The organism is Roseibium sediminis, from assembly GCF_008711325.1.
Taxonomy (GTDB): Bacteria; Pseudomonadota; Alphaproteobacteria; order Rhizobiales; family Stappiaceae; genus Roseibium; species Roseibium sediminis.
In genome coordinates, this window is the sequence record NZ_VXDB01000001.1 from 166440 (window position 1) to 184839 (window position 18400).

Genomic DNA, 18400 nt, shown 5'->3' on the forward strand with positions numbered 1-18400 from the left:
CCCTATCGAGAAGCCCGCGCGTGATAGCGCGGGCTCCACATGCTTGAATTATTTTTTTTGGCCTCAGAGGGCCTTTTTGACCTTCTCGGCAACTTCCGGGGTCACCCACTGGCTCCATACGTCCTCGAAGTTTTCGAGGAAGAAGTAAGCACCATCTTCGTTGGTGGCCTGATTGTCGCTCATCCATGCCAGAACCTTGCCGGCCGTGCGGTTATCCCAAGAACGCCCCTTGACGTAATCCATGGCCACACCCGCCTTCTTGGCAAAGTCGTCGGTGACAACGGTGAAGACTTCAGACTTCACCCATGCATTCGGCTTCGGGCTCGGGCAGTCCTCGATAACGGTGCAAGAGTTCCAATGCTCGGCATCATGCGGTGCGCCCATGTCGAGCAGCGTCATGTCGTACTTGCCGAGAATAGATGTCGGAGCCCAGTAATAGCCGAGCCAGCCCTGGCCACGTTCGAAGGCACGAGCGATCGAACCGTCAAGACCAGCTGCAGAGCCCGGATCAACGAGGGCAAAACCTTTTTCCTCTGCGTTGAACGCACGGAACAGATTGCCAGTGGTGATACGGCAGTTCCAGCCTGTCGGGCAGGTGAACCATGCCCCCTTGCTGTCATCTTCAGCGCCCGGGAACAGCTCAGGATGCTTCAACGCATCTTCAACGGTCTTCAGATTGTGCTTCTCAGCCAGCTCGGTCGGCACCCAGAAGCCTTCCACGCCGCCTTCGTTCAGGATTTCTCCGCCAATGATCAGATCACCGGCTGCGACAGACTTGTCGAGCGGCTCGCGCACCGCGTTGATCCAGAGCTCGGGAGCGATGTCCGGCTGTCCCTTTTCGTTCATGGACGTGAAGGTCGGCATTGTATCGCCGGTAACCAGATCGACCTTGCAGCCATATCCATTCTCGAGAATGATCTTGTCGATATGGGCGATGGCGCCAGCCGAAGCCCAGTTCATTTCGGCCATGGTTACGGTGCCGCACTCTTCTGCCATAGCGGAGGACGCCATCATCGTCATTGCACCAGCCGCTACGCCAAGCATCAGTTTTTTCATGTCTTCACTCCCATGGATCTGATAATTTACCTCAAGCTCCGAAAAGCTCGAGCTTCCGAATACAAAAGTATTCAGGAAATTCTCTTGTTACGGGGAAAGTAAGTTTGGCGCACACCTGAACAGATGTGAAACAGAGCGCTTGCTTGAGATATGTTTTCCATCCCGAAGGAGACTGCATATTCGCTCTTCTTACCCAACACACTTCTTTCCGGCAGAAGCTACCGGACAACGGAAACATGGCCGCATTAGGCAGCGACCAACTTCCGTTAATGCAGCAACAAGCATTGCATTAAGGTTGGAGAGTTACAACAGGGCATTTGAAAATAATCGGGCTGCTATTTCAAATATTTTCAGAACAAGCAAGAAAACGACATTTTCTTTCCAGAATTCGCCCTTCCGCGCATTTTGATTACGTAAGCGCTTTCTTTTCCCAAATTGTTTGGGCGACAATACACTCATCTGGGTTGCAGTTTCGGCAATCCGCTAGTCATCGGACCTCCCCATGATGGCGCTGCGAATGAGAGCCGCCAACGGCCCGGAACCGCCATTTCCGGGCTCCATGTAGACAATCTCCCGACACAGGGGGCTGCCTCCATCCAATAGAACCAAAGTGAGCTCCGGGTGCTGCCTTGAGAGCGAACTCCACACCGGCAGAATTGATTGCCCGATCCCTTGCTCCACCATCATTGCAATCGTTTCGGGAGAGTCCAGTTCGCAAAGTATACGCCCCTCCCCTTGAAGATGGCGCAACAGTTTTGCGACCAGACTGCCGCCCCAGGACGAACGCTCGTAGACAATCCATGGAAGCCGCTTCAGAGCGTCTTCATCACGAGGCGACACACCGGGCGGCAACACTCTTGCAAATGACTGGCGTTCCACACTGTGCTGCCGGATCTTCTTGGGCACATCGAAAGGGGGGGCCACAAGCAACGCCGCATCCAGCTGGCCTTCCTCCAGCCGGCGGTACAAGTCCAACGACGACCCCGGCCGCACAATGAGCTCGGCATTTGGCGCTCGCATTTCCAAACACCTGAGAATGGCCGGGACATGGTCAAACAGCGTGGTCGAAATTGCCCCGAGCCGAAACGGACCACTCAATCCGCTCGGATCTGTGACGGACTTGAGCGCCGCCGCCTTGTCAGCAAGTTCACGGGCCAACGGCAAAAGTCTGCGACATTCGGCAGTTGGCGAGGCTGCGTGCGCCGACCTGCTCAGGAGCGCGCACCCCAACTCCTCTTCAAGTACCCGTATTCTTTGGCTCACAGCAGCGGGTGAAAGGTTCTGCTGACGGGCAGCCGCCGCAATGGATCCGGTCTCGACAACGGCAAGCAGACTGGAGAGAAATCGAATATCCAACACAATTTCCAATGCTGAGAGTGAAATAAAGAAACTAAAGCCTTCGATGGAAAAAGGCTACAAGGGCACAACAGTATGGAGACCCGCATGAAGTCCGCATTTCATCTCGCCTATCACGTCACCGACCTTGATGAAGCTCGCAAGTTCTATGGCGGCTTGCTCGGCTGTCGCGAAGGTCGCAGCACAGAGACCTGGGTCGATTTCGATTTCTTCGGTCACCAGATCTCGCTCCACAAGGGCACCCCATTTGCCACCACGAACACGGGAAAGGTCGGCGACCACATGGTGCCGATGCCCCATCTCGGTGTTGTGCTTGACATGGCAAGCTGGCGCGAACTGGCGGACCGACTTGAGAAGTCCGGTCTTGAGTTCGTCATGCGTCCTACCATACGGTTTGAAGGACAACCCGGTGAACAGAGCACCATGTTCTTTCGAGACCCGTCCGGCAATCCGATCGAGGTCAAGGGCTTCAAGGATGAAAGCGGTATATTTGCAACATGACTTTGATTGAAAAACCTGTCGTCCCGTTTCTGTCAGAATCCGACCCCGGCGAGCGTCAGGCATGGCAAACGGCGCTACCGTCTGCCCTCGCCCCATTCGCGATTGTAAAGCCATTCGAGGATCTGACCGAGAACGAGAAGGCCAGCGCGCGCGTTGCAATCGTTGCCAATCCGGACCCGAAGAAGGTTGCCGAACTTGAAAACCTGGAGTGGGTGCAAAGCCTTTGGGCGGGCGTTGAGCGCCTCGCAGTAGATCTGCCAGCAGACGGGCCTGCCATAGTCCGCCTGACAGATCCGCAAATGGCGGAGACCATGTCCGAAGCCGTCCTGGCCTGGACGCTTTATCTTCACCGCGACATGCCTGCCTACATGGCACAGCAAAGGCAGAAGCTTTGGCTGCCGCATGATCTGAAACTTCCTTCCGAGATGACTATCGGTGTGCTTGGTCTCGGCAAGCTTGGTCAGTCAGCTGCCACACGACTCTCAGCAAACGGGTATGTGGTCAATGGCTGGAGCCGATCAGAAAAAACAGTTCCAAATGTTGACTGCCATCATGGAGATGACGGCCTCAAGACGGTTCTTTCAAGGGCTGACATTCTGGTCGTCCTGATGCCCCTGACCGCTGCAACGAAGGGTCTGATCGGGCGAGACGCACTTGCCTGCTGCAAGCCGGGGGTCAAGCTGATCAACTTTGCAAGAGGCCCGATTCTCCCGGAAACCTCGTTGCTGGAGGCTCTTGGAACCGATCAGGTGGCCCATGCCGTGCTGGACGTATTTGCAACGGAACCTCTGCCGACGGACAACCCCCTTTGGGAGCATCCCAACGTTACAGTCTTGCCGCACATTTCCGCTCCCACCATCACCGCCACTGCCTGTGCAATTGTTGCCAGCAATCTGGAGCGCTATTTCAGCAGCGGAAAAATACCGCAAAGTGTCGACAGAATACGGGGATACTAAAGACACCATCTGCGTCGAACGATTTTCGTCGCAAAACGGTCACGGGTCGGAGATAAATGCGGTCGTGAATCCTGCCAGAGGACACTGCAATGACCGACCTCCCGATACTGGGTGCCGCGCTTGAGCTCAAATCGCTGGAGCAGCACCGCGATCTCATGCTGGAACTGCCGAGGGATCTTGAGCTTCAGGATTTCGTGCATGTCGAGCTATTGACCACAGATCTGGAAGGCGTTGTCGCCAAGGCGAGACGCCTTCTGGATGGTCACGAAGGCAGACGCGGCATTCACGGCCCCTTTATGGGTTTCACGATGGATTCGCCAGATCCGGAAATCCGCGAAGTGGTGAAGAAGCGCCTGATGCAGGGCCTTCTGGCCTGCGAGGGCATTGGTGGCACGCATATGGTGGTGCACAGCCCCTATACGACCTGGGACGCCAACAACCTTGAACATCATGACCAGGCAAGAGAACGGAAGATCGAGTATTGCCACCTCACCATGGCAGACGCGGTGAGGCGTGCCGAAGACATCGGCTGCACCCTGGTTATCGAGAATATCGAGGACAAGGATCCACGTGACCGGCTCATCCTTGCCGACAGTTTCAATTCGGATGCTGTCGCTGTTTCCCTTGATACAGGACACGCCCACTATGCGCATGGGTCGACCGGAGCTCCGCCGGTCGATTATTTCGTGAAATTGGCAGGCAATCGGCTGCAGCACGTCCATCTTCAGGATGCAGACGGACACGCAGATCGGCACTGGACATTGGGCGAAGGCACAATCCGCTGGCATTCGGTTTTTGCCGCCTTGGCTAAGCTGACATCGCGCCCGCGCCTGATCATCGAACTCGACGATCCAGCAGGCATTCCGCAATCAATTGCGAACATGAAAGCGCTCGGGCTGGCCCAGTAAGGGCCAGCCGCGCCAATCCCAAACTTCCGGTTTCAACACGCTGTATGGCGGGACACGGCAGCAGTTCTGCCGAACAGAAGACGCAGGTTCCGCTTGATTATATTCGTCCAGAACAAAAACGGCAGGCCCCGAAAGAAGTCCGATGCCGACCCTTTTCCGGCACTTGATAGGGTCCGAAAAACCGTGGTCGGCACAGCCGGGCGGAAATAGCTCTTCACGCGAACTTCCTGCCCCGCGAGAAGAGCGCTCAACGCCTTGCGTGTCGCAGACGGATTGTTCCACTCGGAGCGGAACACCACGCAACCGTGGCGATTGATGATGAAAACTGCATTCGGCATGCTGCCATAGGCTTGGTGGGCCGCACCATCAAATCCGTCAACAAAGATCCGCCGCGTCTCACCATCCACATCCTTGAGGCGTGACGCACAGGCGAGCTTGTCTTCAAAACTTGCATGACCCTTGATCACCATCCCCGGATGCGCCTCCCGGACATAGAGAACCGCACTGCTGACACCTGAGAAGTCTGCAGAAACAGGCTCCATCAACGTTCTGCGGCTTTGAAACAGCGGGCAGGTGATGCTGCCCATTTCAAGAACGAGAAACTCCCCGTCAAAATCCAGCAAATGCCGGATCTCCCCTTCAACCGTCTGAAGTTCGAAATCCGGCGCCTTTTGGCCAACCACCGGACCGATGACGCTGTCAAAATCATAATCGTCGGTTGAAAAGGTCGAGTAGTTATAGTCGGTCATATCAAATTCTCCTCGCCGTCCGGACGGTTCATCCCTCCGTCAGGTTTGCAGCCATTTTCTTCAGTGTCCGGGTCGTGATGTCGATTTCCTCGGCTGTCAGGCCGGAACAAGCCTCCTTGATGAGGTCCTGCGCGATCGGAACCAGCTCGTGTTGCAAGCCCTGCCCCCGTTCAGTGACCTCGATCACTGATCGACGCCGGTCTTGAGTGTCCTCTCCCCTTCGCACCAGACCCTTACGGACCATCGCATCCAGCAACCGGGTCACCGTGGTGCGGTCCTTAATGGTCGCCTCCGCGATCTCCGAGGATGACCTGTTCCCGTATTTCCAGAGGAACAGCAGGATCGCCCATTCTTCCGGGCTGACAGACTGTCCCGCCGCCTTGAACCGGGCGGCAAGCAGCTTGCGTGTCATAAATCCGAGGCGATTGATCCAGTGCAGGGGAATAGTTTCATGATCCATAATAAGTGCTATTTACAATAGTTGTATTATACACGCAATAGTGAGAGCTGTTTTCGCGGTGCGAGCTTGAGGTCACAAAAAAGGCCGGCGCCCAAAAGGCACCGGCTCATTCAGAACATCTGAAAATCACGCAAGCAGGCTTGGGTCAGTTGCCCAGCGCCCAGGGACCATGGAAGTCTGTGCCGTCCTTGTCCGTGCGCGCAAAGCCATGCGCACCAAAGAAGTCCCGCTGTCCTTGTAGCATGTTCGCGGTGGACCGGGCCGTGCGCATGACATCAAAATAAGAAAGTGCGGCCGAGAGCGCCGGAACAGGCAATCCGTTCAAAACAGCAATGGAAACCAGCTGGCGCAATGCCTGATGGGTCTCTTTCAGCTTTCCGGCAAAGAACGGTGCCAGCATCAGGTTCCGGCTTGGGTCTTCAGCAAGGGCTGTTGCCATGTCGTTGAGCATTTCGGAGCGAATGATGCAGCCATTGCGCCAGATCCGGGCAATTTCTGGAAGCGGCATGGACCAGCCATATTGCTTGGCAGCTTCAAGAATGAGATCGAACCCTTGCGCGTAACAGATGATCTTTCCGGCCACGAGCGCCGCCTCGATCGTCTCGGCTGAAACTTCTGCTTCCCGGATTTGAGACGGCGCAGCCCCGAACACGGTCTCGCCTGTCTTGCGCTCGGGTAGCCGAGCGGACATGTTGCGGGCCGCCACAGCCGCCTCGATCGCACTTGCTGGCGTTCCCAGCATCAATGCCTCGATGGCCGTCCAGCGCCCCGTGCCCTTTTGCCCCGCTGTATCGAGAATAATGTCGAGCATCGGCTTGCCGGTTTCCGGGTCGTTTGTTCCCGCGACCTTGGCTGAAATCTCGATCAGGTAGGACTGCAGGATGCCCTCATTCAGCTTCGCAAAGACATCGCCGATTTCCGCCGACGGCATGCCAAGTCCATCGCGCATCACACCGTAGACTTCCGCGATCATCTGCATGTCGGCATATTCAATGCCGTTATGGACGGTCTTCACCAGATGCCCGGCACCAGCGGCACCGAGGAAAGCTGCACAGGGCTCTCCCTCATACTTGGCAGAGATTACTTCAAGGATATGTCCAACCTGGTTCCAGGCATCCTGTGCGCCGCCGCCCATGATGGACGGGCCGTGGCGGGCCCCTTCCTCTCCGCCGGAAACACCAATTCCCATGAACCTCGGACCATTGCCGCCTTCTGCATTTGCAGCGCGGCGATTGGTGTCATGATAATTCGCGTTGCCTGCGTCAATGATGAGATCTTCCGCGTCCAGCAACGGGCGCAGGGCCTCGATTTGCGCATCAACGGCGTCCCCGGCTGGCACCATAAGGATGATTGCGCGAGGAGACTGGATCGCCTTTACAAAACTCCCAAGATCCAGCGCAGGTACGATCTTGTCCGCCAGTTCACCCGCATCGCGATGAAACGAAGTCGTGCGTTCGGATGTCCGGTTATAGACCGCGATAGAAAAACCCTTCTCGGCGATGTTGAGCGCAAGGTTGCGCCCCATCGTCCCCAGACCGATTAAACCGATTTGAGCGGGAGAAGTAGCGGACGGGCTCTCGGACTGGGACATGAAAAACCTTTCATGGAAGAATTGAAGGGAGGTAGGGGCGGTTTAGACCATTCTCCAAAGACCGGCAATCTCCCAACGCTCACTTTGACCGCCCTGAAAAGCATTCACAAAACTCAGGCACCACCTCACACAAGCCATCATCCCATTTGCGACATTTTCGTCGTCCTGTCGGTGTGGTCATGAAGGATTGTTTGATCGTAACGTAAGCCTCAAGACAATCGAACAAGGATGTCAGGCATGGCGCATGTCGAGGACGCAAAAGATCCCCTCGAAGATCAGAATCGTACCAGACGGCGCAGGGGAAGAGGCACTTCCGCTCCCAATCCCTTTCCGCAAAAGCCTTTTCGCCAGCCACGTCACATCTATGCACCGGTTGAGGCCGTCTCCGCCGACGAGCTTGCAGCCATCCACGAAGCCTCCCTCACCGTATTGGAAGACATCGGGCTCGATTTTCTACACGACGAAGCCAAAAGCCTGCTGAAAGAAGCAGGCGCGGATGTTGATCCCGCGTCAAACCGGGTTCGTTTCGACCGCCATCTGGTCGAAGACCTCATTGGCAAAGCCCCGTCGTCCTTCACCGTCCATGCGCGTAATCCGGCGCATAATCTGATCTTCGGCGAGGACTGGATCACCTTTTCCTGCGTTGTCAGCGCACCCAACGCCTATGACCGAATTCGCGGCCGCCGCGCGGGTAACCAGTCGGACTATCGGGATTTCCTCAAGCTCGCGCAGTTCTTCAACATCATCCATTGCGTGCTCGGTTATCCCGTGGAACCGGTAGACCTCCATCCCTCGATCAGACATCTGGACTGCATATCCGACATGGTCCGCCTGACCGACAAGGTCTTTCACATCTACTCGCTCGGCAAGGAACGGAATCAGGACGGACTGGAAATCACGCGCATCGCGATGGGCTTGTCCGACGAAGAGTTCAAACGGACCCCCTGCGTGACGAGTGTCATCAACACATCTTCTCCCCTGCGCCTCGACACACCCATGCTGCAAGGCCTGATCGAGATGGCCCGGGCTGGGCAAGTCAGCATCATCACGCCGTTTACCCTTGCCGGGGCGATGGCACCCGTCACTGTTGCCGGCGCGCTTGTTCTGCAAAATGCCGAAGCCTTGGCGGCCATAGCCTTTTCCCAGATCGTCAACCCCGGAGCTCCCGTGGTCTATGGCGGGTTCACTTCAAACGTCGACATGAAATCCGGAGCACCAGCCTTCGGAACCCCGGAATATGTAAAGGCTGCACTTGTCAGCGGTCAGCTTGCACGTCGTTATCGCCTGCCCTTCCGATCCTCCGGCGTGTGTGCTGCCAATACGGTGGATTATCAGGCGGCACTCGAAACCACGCTCTCCCAATGGGGGGCACTCAATGGCGGTGCGAATGTCATAAAACATGCGGCAGGATGGCTGGAAGGTGGACTGTCCGCCGGCTTCGAGAAATTCATCGCCGATGTTGATCTGCTGCAGATGCTCGCCGAATACCTGACACCTCTTGATATCTCCCCGGAAGCGCTTGCGATATCGGCGATCAGGGACGTTGGACCGGGTGGCCATTTCTTTGGCACCCAGCACACGCGCGACCGCTACAAGGACGCATTTTATGCGCCGATTTCCTCAGACTGGCGCAATCATGAGAGCTGGATGGAAGCAGGCAGTCCGACCACCTTTGACAAATCGCACCAGCTCTACAAGCAAGCCCTTGAAGCTTATGTTCGCCCCCCGCTCGACCTTGCAATTGACGAGGAGCTTCAGGCGTTCGTGGCCCGGCGAAAAGAAGAAGGCGGCGCACCCACCGACTTTTAGAACAGGACCCGATGATGACAGAAAATGACCTGCGAACCGATCTGGCAGCGGCCTTCCGCATCGCCGCCGAGCTTGGCTGGCATGAGTCGGTCGGCAATCATTTCAGCGCCGCCATTTCGTCAGATGGCAGCCGGTTCTTGATGAACCCGAAATGGCGTCACTTTTCCGATATTCGGGCGAGCGATTTGCTGGTGCTTGATGCAAATGATGCAGAAGTGATGTCACGGCCCAATGCACCTGACCCATCAGCCTGGTGCATCCATGGCACCGTCCATCGAACCAACCCGGCCTGCCGGGTGCTGTTTCATTGCCACCCGAAAAACATAACCACCCTTGCCTGCCTTGCCGATCCGGCCTTGAAACCGATAGACCTCAACACAGCGCGGTTTTTCGGCAAAGTCGCCATCGATCTCGGCTTTGGCGGCATGGCTGATGAACGGGAGGAAGGCGAGCGGATTGCCAGAACTCTCGGAAGCAAGCCGGTCTTGATCATGGGAAATCATGGTGTCTCCATTTCGGCGGAAACTGTCGCCGAAGCCTTCGAGCACCTCTATTTTCTGGAGAAGGCGGCAGGAACACTCCTTGCCGCCTATGCTACGGGTCAACCTCTCGCCGTCATGTCAGACAATCTGGCTGCAAAAACGGCAGCAGAATGGGAGCCCTACAAGGGCATGGCCTTCGCCCATTTCGATCACTGGAAACGCAAGCTGGACAAAACCCAACCCGATTTCAGGGATTGACCTCCAGAGCACATCCACCCAACCTTGGATCAGTTTAAGCACCGGGAGCTTACGAGCTGTACCGGGCGCGTTTGTCGCTGCGGTGTCACCCACTGCAAGGCAAAGGCAACACCGTCAGGGGCGGACAAAACCAAGTTCAAACGGTTCAAGGTTGGGTTGATGTGCTCTACCGCCGAACCCAACGCTCCCCGGACCGCTTCATGACCTTCGGTCCAACATAGGTGTTCACTTCATTCACCTGTGTCGTGTTGAACGTCAAAGGCGTCTTTCCGTCCGGATTGACGATCACTCGCTCAGTGGCCGGCAGCGCGCGGAACACCAGAACACCGCTTTCGCTGGTGACGACCGCACCATATGGCTCGCTATGGATGATGCGGGTCGTGCCCTGATCCTGAGCGACAGCACCACCGGCCAAAGTGCCTGCCATCAAAAAGGCGGCACCGGCGATCTTGAACATGTTGGTCATCCTGCTTCTCCTTCTTGCCCGGAACCGCCTGAACCGGTCTGAAACCGGCCTTCTTGCCCTGAACATCAGGTGGCAAACGCCGAGCGCGTGAAAACTGAAGAAAAGGTTAACCAAATCTAAATGGACTGGCGAGAGCAAAGGCAACTTTTTACGCGGGCTATCCAGAGACGAGTCGCACACTCGTCAGCCGCCTCATCTCGGGCCTGGACGCCTAATCAAGCCAGTGCTGCGGCTGCAGTCGGGGCAATCTCGCGGAAGCATTCGATCACATGGCTGGCAAAGGCCTGCGTTGCCCGGCCAGCCTGCGGTCTTTGTTCCATGATGATATGATAGTTGCCGATTTCCGGCAGGCCGTGTCGATCATCAAGGATTTGCAAGGGCGGTTCGATAACGCTTGCTGGAAATGGCGCGATGGCAAGGTCAGCCACCAGCGCCGCTTCCTGTCCGGCACTGTGGAAACTAGTGTAGGAGATGCGATAAGGCTTCCCGGCCTTGTCCAGAGCCAGTCGCGCCGCACGGCGCCACGGGCACCCCGATGTTGAGACGGCAAGAGGCAATGGATCCCGTTCATAGGCAATCCCGCCTCCCAGCCCGACCCATACAAGTGGTTCTGTAAAAACGATTTCTCCTCGTCTGGCCAACTCGCTGTTGGGTCGCGCCGTGATGAGAATGAGATCTAGCTCGCGCGCCTTTAATTTCTCAACGAGCTGCGGACTACCGTCCAGACTGACGTCCACATTCACCCCGGGATGGGAGCGGGCAAAGCGCGCGAGGAAGTTTGGTAAAAAGCGTGTTCCGAAATCGGACGGGGCCCCGAACCTGACTTCCCCCTCCACTTCAGGCGAGCGAAACAGCGTCACCGCTTCATCATTGAGAGTGAGAATGCGCCTTGCATATCCAAGCAGCGCTTCGCCCTCCGGTGTCGGCCGTACGGACCGGCCCTCACGATTGAAAACGTTAACCCCGAGCAGCGTTTCAAGTTTCTTGATCTGCATGGAGACTGCCGAAGGCGTTCGTCCGACGATTTCAGCTGTCTTGGAAAAGCTGGATGTCTCGGCAATTGTCAGGAAGGTTCGATAAAGATCCATGTCGATCAGGGGAACGCCCGACCCTGGTATTTTTTCCATGACATCAACTTCACTTCAATTTTTTTGACAGAAGCATTGAATACTATTCGTTTGATTGAATTGCAAACCTCCCACACAAGGGCACCAAGCAGCCAACCGATTGAACGGCAGCCCTCCCAACATAACCTCAAGATCTGGAGAGCGTTCGATGACGTTCTTGAATGAAATCCTTGGCACCGCCCTGATGGGTGTCGTTTCCGGTCGCTCCGCAGCAGAGCTGGGCCGCATGGACCGCACGCTTCGTCAGAACCGCGCCCGCAAGTTCTGGGCTCTTGGCCTGAAGTAATTTGCAACGCACCACGTGCGAAATCAAAAAAGCCCGGCCTCTCAAGAGTGCCGGGCTTTTTGCCGTGTGAAAAGCGTGCTCAACTGGCTACTACATCCTCAGACAGCAGCTGTTCGGCGGGGTTCATGAGTGAATACCCGCCAATGAAAAGCGCGTCACGCGCAGCTCCGACCGCAGGATCGGACAAAACGGAAATCGCCGCATCACGAATGCATTCAATTTCTGCAGCAGAACGGCTCGCGGATGTGACCCAGGAAGCTGCAGGCAGTTTCGGAGTGGTTGCGAGCGCCAGCAATTGATCGGCAACATCGGACCTGTAAGCCTTTGCCATCGCCCAAGCGACAGCATCGACACAACAAAAATCCACCTGACCTTCTGTAACAGCGCGCATGGCGGCAACGTGCCCATCCGTCTGGATGAGGGAAGAAAAGGCGGCCTCGCCGTGCGGCGGCATTGGAAGAACCTTCTTCAGGGCATGGTGTGCCATGGCCCGGTCTCGCCGAGAGAGCGCCAAACCACGGCCCAACAGATCCTCGATAGTGCGGATGCTGCCAGATTTACTGACCAGAATCTGGCGCCCGCACATCCCCCCATCACAGCCTGGAACAGTGAAATGAGGTGTCAGGATCGGCACCACCTTCTCCCTCAGCGAATTTGTGAGCGCATGTGCATCCACCTGACTGAGCAGGAGACTGTCATCTTGCCAGCGCTCCTCAAGGCTTCCGGTGGCCGACCACATGGAAAACATCATGCCTGATGACCCGAACCGCTGCAGGATTGCGCGTTCCAGCGCCGTTTCCAGTCTTTGGATTGCGCCGGAGACTTCCTTCCAGTTGTAAAGGGGCAGGAACACCGGACTTACCGGCGTCAGTTGCGAAATGGAAGAATGGACATTCACCGCCAAAACCGCCCTGCGCCGCGGTTTTGGGTTGTCCGGCTTGATTGAAACCGCAGCGAACTACGGAACAATGTGGCAGCAACACCAATCCGTCAGGCGCAACCAATGGATTGCACTCGCAACAATTAGATTGCATGAGTTGAGATTAACGCAACCTGTAATTGGTGAAAAAATCACATCAAACCACTTACATGCGAAAAAATCAGGAGAAATGGCAGGGCGAAAAATGCCATGACCGGTGGCAGAGGGCATCAAACACCAGCTTCATTCACGATTGTGACAGGCGTAGAATTCGCAGCAACTTGAAATAAAAAAGGATGCGCCGGACGACGCACCCTTTTTTCAAACAGGCGTACTTGTTGAAGCGAAAAACCTATTTGCGCTTCTTGTTCATGGCCGCAGCGAGCGCGGCGGCCATGGCATTGTTGCCGCCGTCACCACCGCCTCGATCGAACGACCCTTGCGGCTTGCCACCGCCCTTGCCGCCCGGTCCACGCCCCCCTGGCCCGCGTCCGCCCGGGCCTCCAGGTCCGCGCGGCTGCGCGCCCCTATCCTGTTCCCGTTCACGCTGGCCCTGATAGTCAACCTGAGACTTCATAGTCATGGAAATGCGCTTGCGCGGCACATCCACTTCCAAAATGGTGACCTTGACGATATCGCCCGCCTTCACGACCGTGTGCGGATCGTCGACAAACCGGTCGGCCAGCTGCGAGACATGGACAAGCCCGTCCTGATGCACGCCCACATCAACGAAGGCTCCGAAATTGGTCACATTGGTGACGGTCCCTTCAAGCTTCATGCCCGGCTTCAGATCGGAGATTTCTTCAACACCATCCTGCAGGGCCGCTGTCTTGAACTCTGGGCGCGGATCACGCCCCGGCTTTTCCAGTTCCGACAGGATATCGCGAACAGTGGGCAGGCCAAATTTCTCGTCCGTGAACTCGGCCGGGTCCAAGGCCTGAAGCACAGAGCTATTGCCCATCAGTTGCCGGAGGTCGCGGCCACAGGCCTTCACGATCCGCTTTGCAAGTGGATAGGCTTCCGGGTGGACGGAAGAAGCATCGAGCGGTTCAGATCCGTCCGCTATGCGTAGGAAGCCGGCGCAAAGTTCAAAAGCCTTTGATCCAAGACGCGGAACGTCCTTCAACTGCCTGCGGCTTTCAAAGCGACCGATGCTCTCACGATGCTCGACCACTGCCTTGGCAAGGCTCTCGCTCAGACCTGAGATGCGCGACAGAAGGGCTGCAGAGGCCGTATTGAGATCAACTCCGACAGCGTTCACGGCGTCTTCCACAACGGCATCCAGCGCACGGGCGAGACGGGTCTGGTTGACGTCGTGCTGGTACTGGCCAACCCCGATGGACTTCGGCTCGATCTTCACCAGTTCGGCAAGAGGGTCCTGCAATCGGCGCGCAATCGAGGCGGCCCCTCGCAAGGACACATCGACATCCGGCATTTCCTTTGCCGCAAGTTCGGACGCAGAATAGACCGAAGCGCCAGCCTCGTTGACAATCACCTTGATCGGGCGGCTCGCTGCCGGAATATCAGCCAGAACGTCACCGGCCAACTTGTCGGTTTCCCGGCTTGCCGTTCCGTTTCCGATCGCAATCAGGCCAACCTTGTGGCGCGCAATCAGCGCAAGAAGGGTCGCCCGCGAGCCGGTAACATCGTTGCGGGGCTGGAACGGATAAATTGTCGCCGTTTCAACCAGTTTCCCGGTCGCATCAACGACAGCAACCTTCACGCCCGTACGGATACCGGGATCGAGGCCCAAAGTCGTCTTGGATCCGGCAGGCGCAGCCAGAAGGAGATCCTTCAGGTTCTTCGCAAAGACGTCGATGGCGCCTTCCTCTGCCCGGTCGCGCAAGGCCCCCATCAGGTCGAGTTCCAGATGAAGCGCAAGCTTCACCTTCCAGGCGAAGCGGGCCACATCCATCAGCCATTTGTCGGCGGCACGACCACGATCCGCGATGCCATAGGCATCGGCGACCTTGCGAACGGCAGGCGCAACAGGTGCCGGGTCATCCGCATCCGCCACCAGCTCCACCGAGAGGATGCCTTCGTTGCGCCCACGGAAAAGGGCGAGGGCGCGGTGGCTCGGGATTTTCGAGAGAGCTTCCTCATAGTCGAAATAGTCGGCGAATTTTGCGCCGGCCTGCTGCTGCCCGTCGATCACCTTGGAGCGAACGACGCCGCGGTCCTGAAGATAGGAGCGCAGTTGACCAACCAGCGTGGCATTTTCCGCAAACCGCTCCATCAGGATCTGCCGGGCGCCGTCGAGTACGGCCTTGGTGTCGGCAAAGCCCTTTTCCTCGCTGACAAAACCAACGGCTTCGGCCTCCGGATCCTTGTCGGGGTTGCCCAGCAGCAGATCCGCCAGCGGCTCTAGCCCTGCCTCGCGCGCAATCTGTGCCTTTGTGCGGCGCTTCTTCTTGAAGGGCAGGTAAAGGTCTTCCAGCTGAGACTTCGTGTCGGCAGCCTGAATGCTTTTGGCCAACTCATCTGTCAGCTTGCCCTGCTCTTCTATCGACTTGGAAATCGCAACCCGGCGGTCTTCCAGCTCCCGAAGATAGATCAGCCGCTCTTCCAGCTTGCGAAGCTGGGTATCATCAAGCCCACCCGTTGCTTCCTTCCGGTATCGCGCAATGAAGGGCACCGTGGAGCCTTCATCCAGCAGCTGAACTGTCGCATTTACCTGCGCCGGCTGGCAGGCGATTTCATCCGCGATCCGCCGAGCAATTCGGAGCGCGGTTTCAGGCGGCAGGACCTGGGCAGCTCGTGGAGCGGGGGAAGCGGAATACGTTGCGTCAGACATGCTGGGATCGGATCCAATATTGAAGGGAGGCGCAGACGATAGTCGGGTCGGTCATATCACAAAAGAGCTCGCGGTAGGTGATCCACCACGAAATGAGCGAGGTGCAGAACGCATTCTGGTTTCGCAGCGATCAGCGCACCACCGTGATGCGCTCGGCAGCGCGGGTCACCGCTGTATAAAGCCACCGCGACCTGTGCTCGCGAAAGGCCCAGCTCTCGTCAAAGAGAACAACACTGTCCCATTGCGACCCCTGCGCCTTGTGCACGGTAAGGGCGTAACCATAGTCAAACTCGTCTGCCTTGCGACGGATGGCAAAGGGGATCTGCTCCGCCCCCTCCTCGAACATGGCAGGCAAAACCTTGACCTTGACGGTCTGCTTGCCGACCTCGTCCTCCGGAACGACATCAAATCTCAGGGTGTTTCCGCGTGGTTGACGAAGTCGCGACACCGTCCACAAGCCGCCATTCAGAAGACCCTTGGTCTTGTCGTTGCGCAGGCAGACAAGCTTGTCGCCAACAGCCGGCATCGGCGTCGTGAAATCCTTCAGCTCCCGAATGCGGCCATTATACTGTCGGCGTGTCTTGTTGGTGCCAACCAGCACCTGATCTGCGGCAAGGATCTGTTCCTTGTCAATCTGACGCCGATTGATGACCCGGCTTTCACCGAACTCGCCATAATCCAGATGCCCGCCCTCGCGGATTGTCATGGACATGCGAACAATCGGATTGTCCTGCGCCTGACGATGAACCTCGGTCAGCATCACGTCCGGTTCGGCCTCGGTAAAAAATCCGCCGCCTTTGACCGGTGGAAGCTGGGCCGGATCGCCCAGAACGAGCACAGGTGTGCCGAAGGACAGGAGATCGCGGCCCAATTCCTCATCCACCATCGAGCACTCGTCTATCACGATAAGCGAGGCCGTTGCTGCAGCGCTGTCGCGTTTCAAGGCAAACTGCGGTCCCGTGTCGTCCTCGTCATCATCGACCTCTTCCTCTTCCTTCGCAGAGCGAGGGCGATAAATGAGGGAATGGATCGTCCCGGCATCGGTACATCCCTTTTGCCGCAGAACATGCGCTGCCTTGCCTGTGAAAGCGCCGAAAACGACATCTCCGTCGATGCCCTCAGCAAGATGCCGGGCAAGAGTTGTCTTGCCTGTCCCCGCAAAGCCGAACAGGCGAAACACCTGGCGGTCGCCTCGGCGGAGCCATGCAGCCGTTTCACTGAGCGCCTTTTCCTGTTCCGGCGACCATGCCATTCGCTGATTCCCGTTTCGTTCCGGTTTGCCCTTGCATATCCGGAAACGGCGGTCTGGGCCAGCCTGCCGGCCCGGGTCAGGTGGTTTTCCCCTTTTTGGGGCTCTAGGTGCCGACCCCTGCTACAATTTACTACCCAGACTACGTATTCCTCTATGTACTCAACCCGCATATGAAAATTGTCAAAACTGAATAAATATTGGGATGCTGGATTAGTTTTTTGTTCACCAGAAGGGGTTTCCCCGTTTGAAAGGCTTTGTTTTTTAAGGAGGATTTATCATGACCTCGATTGAAAACACGAGAAGTACAGATCCTGCGGATATCTCTGTTCCGGACCGCCCGGCTCCGGACAAGGAAAAGGGGTTTGCGGTCTCTCTCGACAAGGCCAAAGCCGCGCCGACACGTTCTGAAAGCGAACTGCGAGCGGCCAAAACGAATGCTGCCGATCTAGCCGCGCCACTTGCCCAGGCGCGAGGGGTTTCCAGACAAACGGTAGACGAGCACCGCATCATAGACACTGCAAAACCGCTCGAAGCCGCAGCTGCAGCCACCAAGGGCTATGATCAAGCGCTCAAGGACCGGAAGTTCGGACTATATGACGGATCGAACAAAAGCTGGACCAACGGCTCGTCCCTGGAAAAATTCCAAGACCCGAAGGGTCCGGCCATGCGCCAGATGGTGGGCTCTCAGGGATCGTGGCTATCGGCAAAGAACAGTGGACCATTGAAGTCCACCAGTTTTGAAGTCCCCGATGCCCATTCAAATCGCGTCTTCGACTACACACAGGCCAACACACCCGTCAAAACCGAAGTGAAAGTCGGAACGTTCTTCAATCCGGCACAGCTTGATGACTATGCCAAGGGACCAAATCGGGTTCACTACGATCTGCTGCAGCCTCCTTTGACCGACAAGTTCGAAGCCCGGCAGAACTCGAATGCAGCTCGCATACAGCAAGCTTCCAACGCCACACAGGGCCGAATTTCCGTTGCCCAGCAACCTTTCGGCCCCAGCAAGACAAGCGTCAGAACGCTTCAGGCAATCGGCAAGTCTCATGCAGTCATGAAAGGCGTCAGCCGTGTGGCTGTTCCGGTCGGCATCGGCATCGACGCCTATCGTCTTTCGAGTGCCTACAAGGCGGACGGCGGTCGAGTTGGTCAACAGACAGGCGAAACGATTGCCGACGTTGCAGGTTCCTGGAGCGGGGCCCTTGCGGGGGGAGCAGCAGGCGTCAAAACCGGTGCCCTTGTCGGCACAGCCATAGGCGGCCCGGTTGGAACAGCGGTCGGAGCGGCCATCGGAGGATTGGCAGGGGCGGTCGGCGGAGCACTTGTGGTCAGCAGCGTCGGGCGAACCGTCTATCGATGGATATCGCGTACCTGACGCCCGGACTTGCCGGGAGAAGCAAGACCGGCGAGAGTGGGTAAATACGTTA

At 57.1% G+C, this 18400-nt stretch carries 18 protein-coding genes; 8 read left to right on the forward strand and 10 right to left on the reverse strand.

Annotated elements, in window-relative coordinates; all coding sequences use genetic code 11:
- Window positions 1-63 precede the first annotated feature (63 nt).
- Window positions 64-1056 (reverse strand): ABC transporter substrate-binding protein, encoded by a 993-nt coding sequence (locus F0155_RS00705; protein WP_150522553.1) that lies wholly within the window; start codon window positions 1054-1056, stop codon window positions 64-66.
- A gap of 483 nt (window positions 1057-1539) precedes the next feature.
- Complete coding sequence (locus F0155_RS00710) at window positions 1540-2412, reverse strand: LysR family transcriptional regulator (protein WP_150522554.1); 873 nt, start codon at window positions 2410-2412, stop codon at window positions 1540-1542.
- A gap of 87 nt (window positions 2413-2499) precedes the next feature.
- Here F0155_RS00710 and F0155_RS00715 point away from each other — a divergent pair, with 87 nt between their 5' ends.
- From F0155_RS00715 to F0155_RS00725, 3 genes are all read left to right on the forward strand, one after another.
- Window positions 2500-2913, forward strand: a complete 414-nt coding sequence (locus F0155_RS00715) for a VOC family protein (RefSeq protein WP_150522555.1) — start codon at window positions 2500-2502, stop codon at window positions 2911-2913.
- Window positions 2910-3869, forward strand: a complete 960-nt coding sequence (locus F0155_RS00720; RefSeq protein WP_150522556.1) for a 2-hydroxyacid dehydrogenase — start codon at window positions 2910-2912, stop codon at window positions 3867-3869. Before F0155_RS00715 ends, F0155_RS00720 begins: the two co-directional genes overlap by 4 nt.
- An 89-nt stretch (window positions 3870-3958) precedes the next feature.
- On the forward strand, window positions 3959-4777 hold the full coding sequence (locus tag F0155_RS00725) for a sugar phosphate isomerase/epimerase family protein (protein WP_150522557.1): 819 nt from the start codon (window positions 3959-3961) through the stop codon (window positions 4775-4777).
- Between the two features lie 32 nt (window positions 4778-4809).
- On the opposite strand, the gene F0155_RS00730 is transcribed toward F0155_RS00725, so the two are convergent.
- The 3 genes from F0155_RS00730 to gndA form a co-directional block, all read right to left on the reverse strand.
- Window positions 4810-5526, reverse strand: a complete 717-nt coding sequence (locus F0155_RS00730) for a deiodinase-like protein (protein ID WP_150522558.1) — start codon at window positions 5524-5526, stop codon at window positions 4810-4812.
- A gap of 28 nt (window positions 5527-5554) precedes the next feature.
- Window positions 5555-5986 carry a MarR family winged helix-turn-helix transcriptional regulator gene (locus F0155_RS00735; protein ID WP_150522559.1) on the reverse strand — a complete coding sequence of 144 codons (432 nt, stop codon included), beginning with the start codon at window positions 5984-5986 and terminating at the stop codon, window positions 5555-5557.
- A 145-nt stretch (window positions 5987-6131) separates the two neighbouring features.
- On the reverse strand, window positions 6132-7577 hold the full coding sequence (gene gndA / locus F0155_RS00740) for an NADP-dependent phosphogluconate dehydrogenase (RefSeq protein WP_150522560.1): 1446 nt from the start codon (window positions 7575-7577) through the stop codon (window positions 6132-6134).
- Between the two features lie 237 nt (window positions 7578-7814).
- On the opposite strand from gndA, the gene F0155_RS00745 reads away from it, so the two are divergent.
- On the forward strand, window positions 7815-9386 hold the full coding sequence (locus F0155_RS00745; RefSeq protein WP_150522561.1) for a trimethylamine methyltransferase family protein: 1572 nt from the start codon (window positions 7815-7817) through the stop codon (window positions 9384-9386).
- A 14-nt stretch (window positions 9387-9400) separates the two neighbouring features.
- The gene (locus F0155_RS00750) at window positions 9401-10126 is read left to right on the forward strand and encodes a class II aldolase/adducin family protein (RefSeq protein WP_150522562.1); all 726 of its coding nucleotides are present in this window, start codon (window positions 9401-9403) and stop codon (window positions 10124-10126) included.
- Window positions 10127-10292: 166 nt separating this feature from the next.
- Here F0155_RS00750 and F0155_RS00755 read toward each other — a convergent pair whose 3' ends face one another.
- On the reverse strand, window positions 10293-10592 hold the full coding sequence (locus F0155_RS00755; RefSeq protein WP_192913726.1) for a hypothetical protein: 300 nt from the start codon (window positions 10590-10592) through the stop codon (window positions 10293-10295).
- Between the two features lie 215 nt (window positions 10593-10807).
- Window positions 10808-11719: a LysR substrate-binding domain-containing protein gene (locus tag F0155_RS00760; protein ID WP_150522563.1), complete on the reverse strand. Its 912-nt coding sequence runs from the start codon at window positions 11717-11719 to the stop codon at window positions 10808-10810.
- Window positions 11720-11867: 148 nt separating this feature from the next.
- Here F0155_RS00760 and F0155_RS23565 point away from each other — a divergent pair, with 148 nt between their 5' ends.
- Window positions 11868-12005 carry a hypothetical protein gene (locus F0155_RS23565; protein ID WP_192913727.1) on the forward strand — a complete coding sequence of 46 codons (138 nt, stop codon included), beginning with the start codon at window positions 11868-11870 and terminating at the stop codon, window positions 12003-12005.
- 79 nt (window positions 12006-12084) lie between these two features.
- Here the strand turns inward: F0155_RS23565 and F0155_RS00765 are convergent, their stop codons facing one another.
- On the reverse strand, window positions 12085-12858 hold the full coding sequence (locus F0155_RS00765; RefSeq protein ID WP_150522564.1) for a PhnD/SsuA/transferrin family substrate-binding protein: 774 nt from the start codon (window positions 12856-12858) through the stop codon (window positions 12085-12087).
- Between the two features lie 25 nt (window positions 12859-12883).
- Between F0155_RS00765 and F0155_RS00770 the strand changes: the two genes are divergently transcribed.
- The gene (locus F0155_RS00770; RefSeq protein ID WP_150522565.1) at window positions 12884-13138 is read left to right on the forward strand and encodes a hypothetical protein; all 255 of its coding nucleotides are present in this window, start codon (window positions 12884-12886) and stop codon (window positions 13136-13138) included.
- 138 nt (window positions 13139-13276) lie between these two features.
- Here F0155_RS00770 and F0155_RS00775 read toward each other — a convergent pair whose 3' ends face one another.
- Together F0155_RS00775 and F0155_RS00780 are read right to left on the reverse strand one after the other, a co-directional pair.
- On the reverse strand, window positions 13277-15718 hold the full coding sequence (locus tag F0155_RS00775; protein ID WP_150522566.1) for a Tex family protein: 2442 nt from the start codon (window positions 15716-15718) through the stop codon (window positions 13277-13279).
- A 130-nt stretch (window positions 15719-15848) separates the two neighbouring features.
- Entirely contained in the window at window positions 15849-16970 is a 1122-nt protein-coding gene (locus F0155_RS00780) for an ATP-dependent DNA helicase (RefSeq protein ID WP_150522567.1), read from the reverse strand.
- Between the two features lie 277 nt (window positions 16971-17247).
- On the opposite strand from F0155_RS00780, the gene F0155_RS00785 reads away from it, so the two are divergent.
- Window positions 17248-18348, forward strand: coding sequence for a hypothetical protein (locus F0155_RS00785; RefSeq protein ID WP_150522568.1), 1101 nt, complete (start codon window positions 17248-17250; stop codon window positions 18346-18348).
- Window positions 18349-18400: the final 52 nt, after the last annotated feature.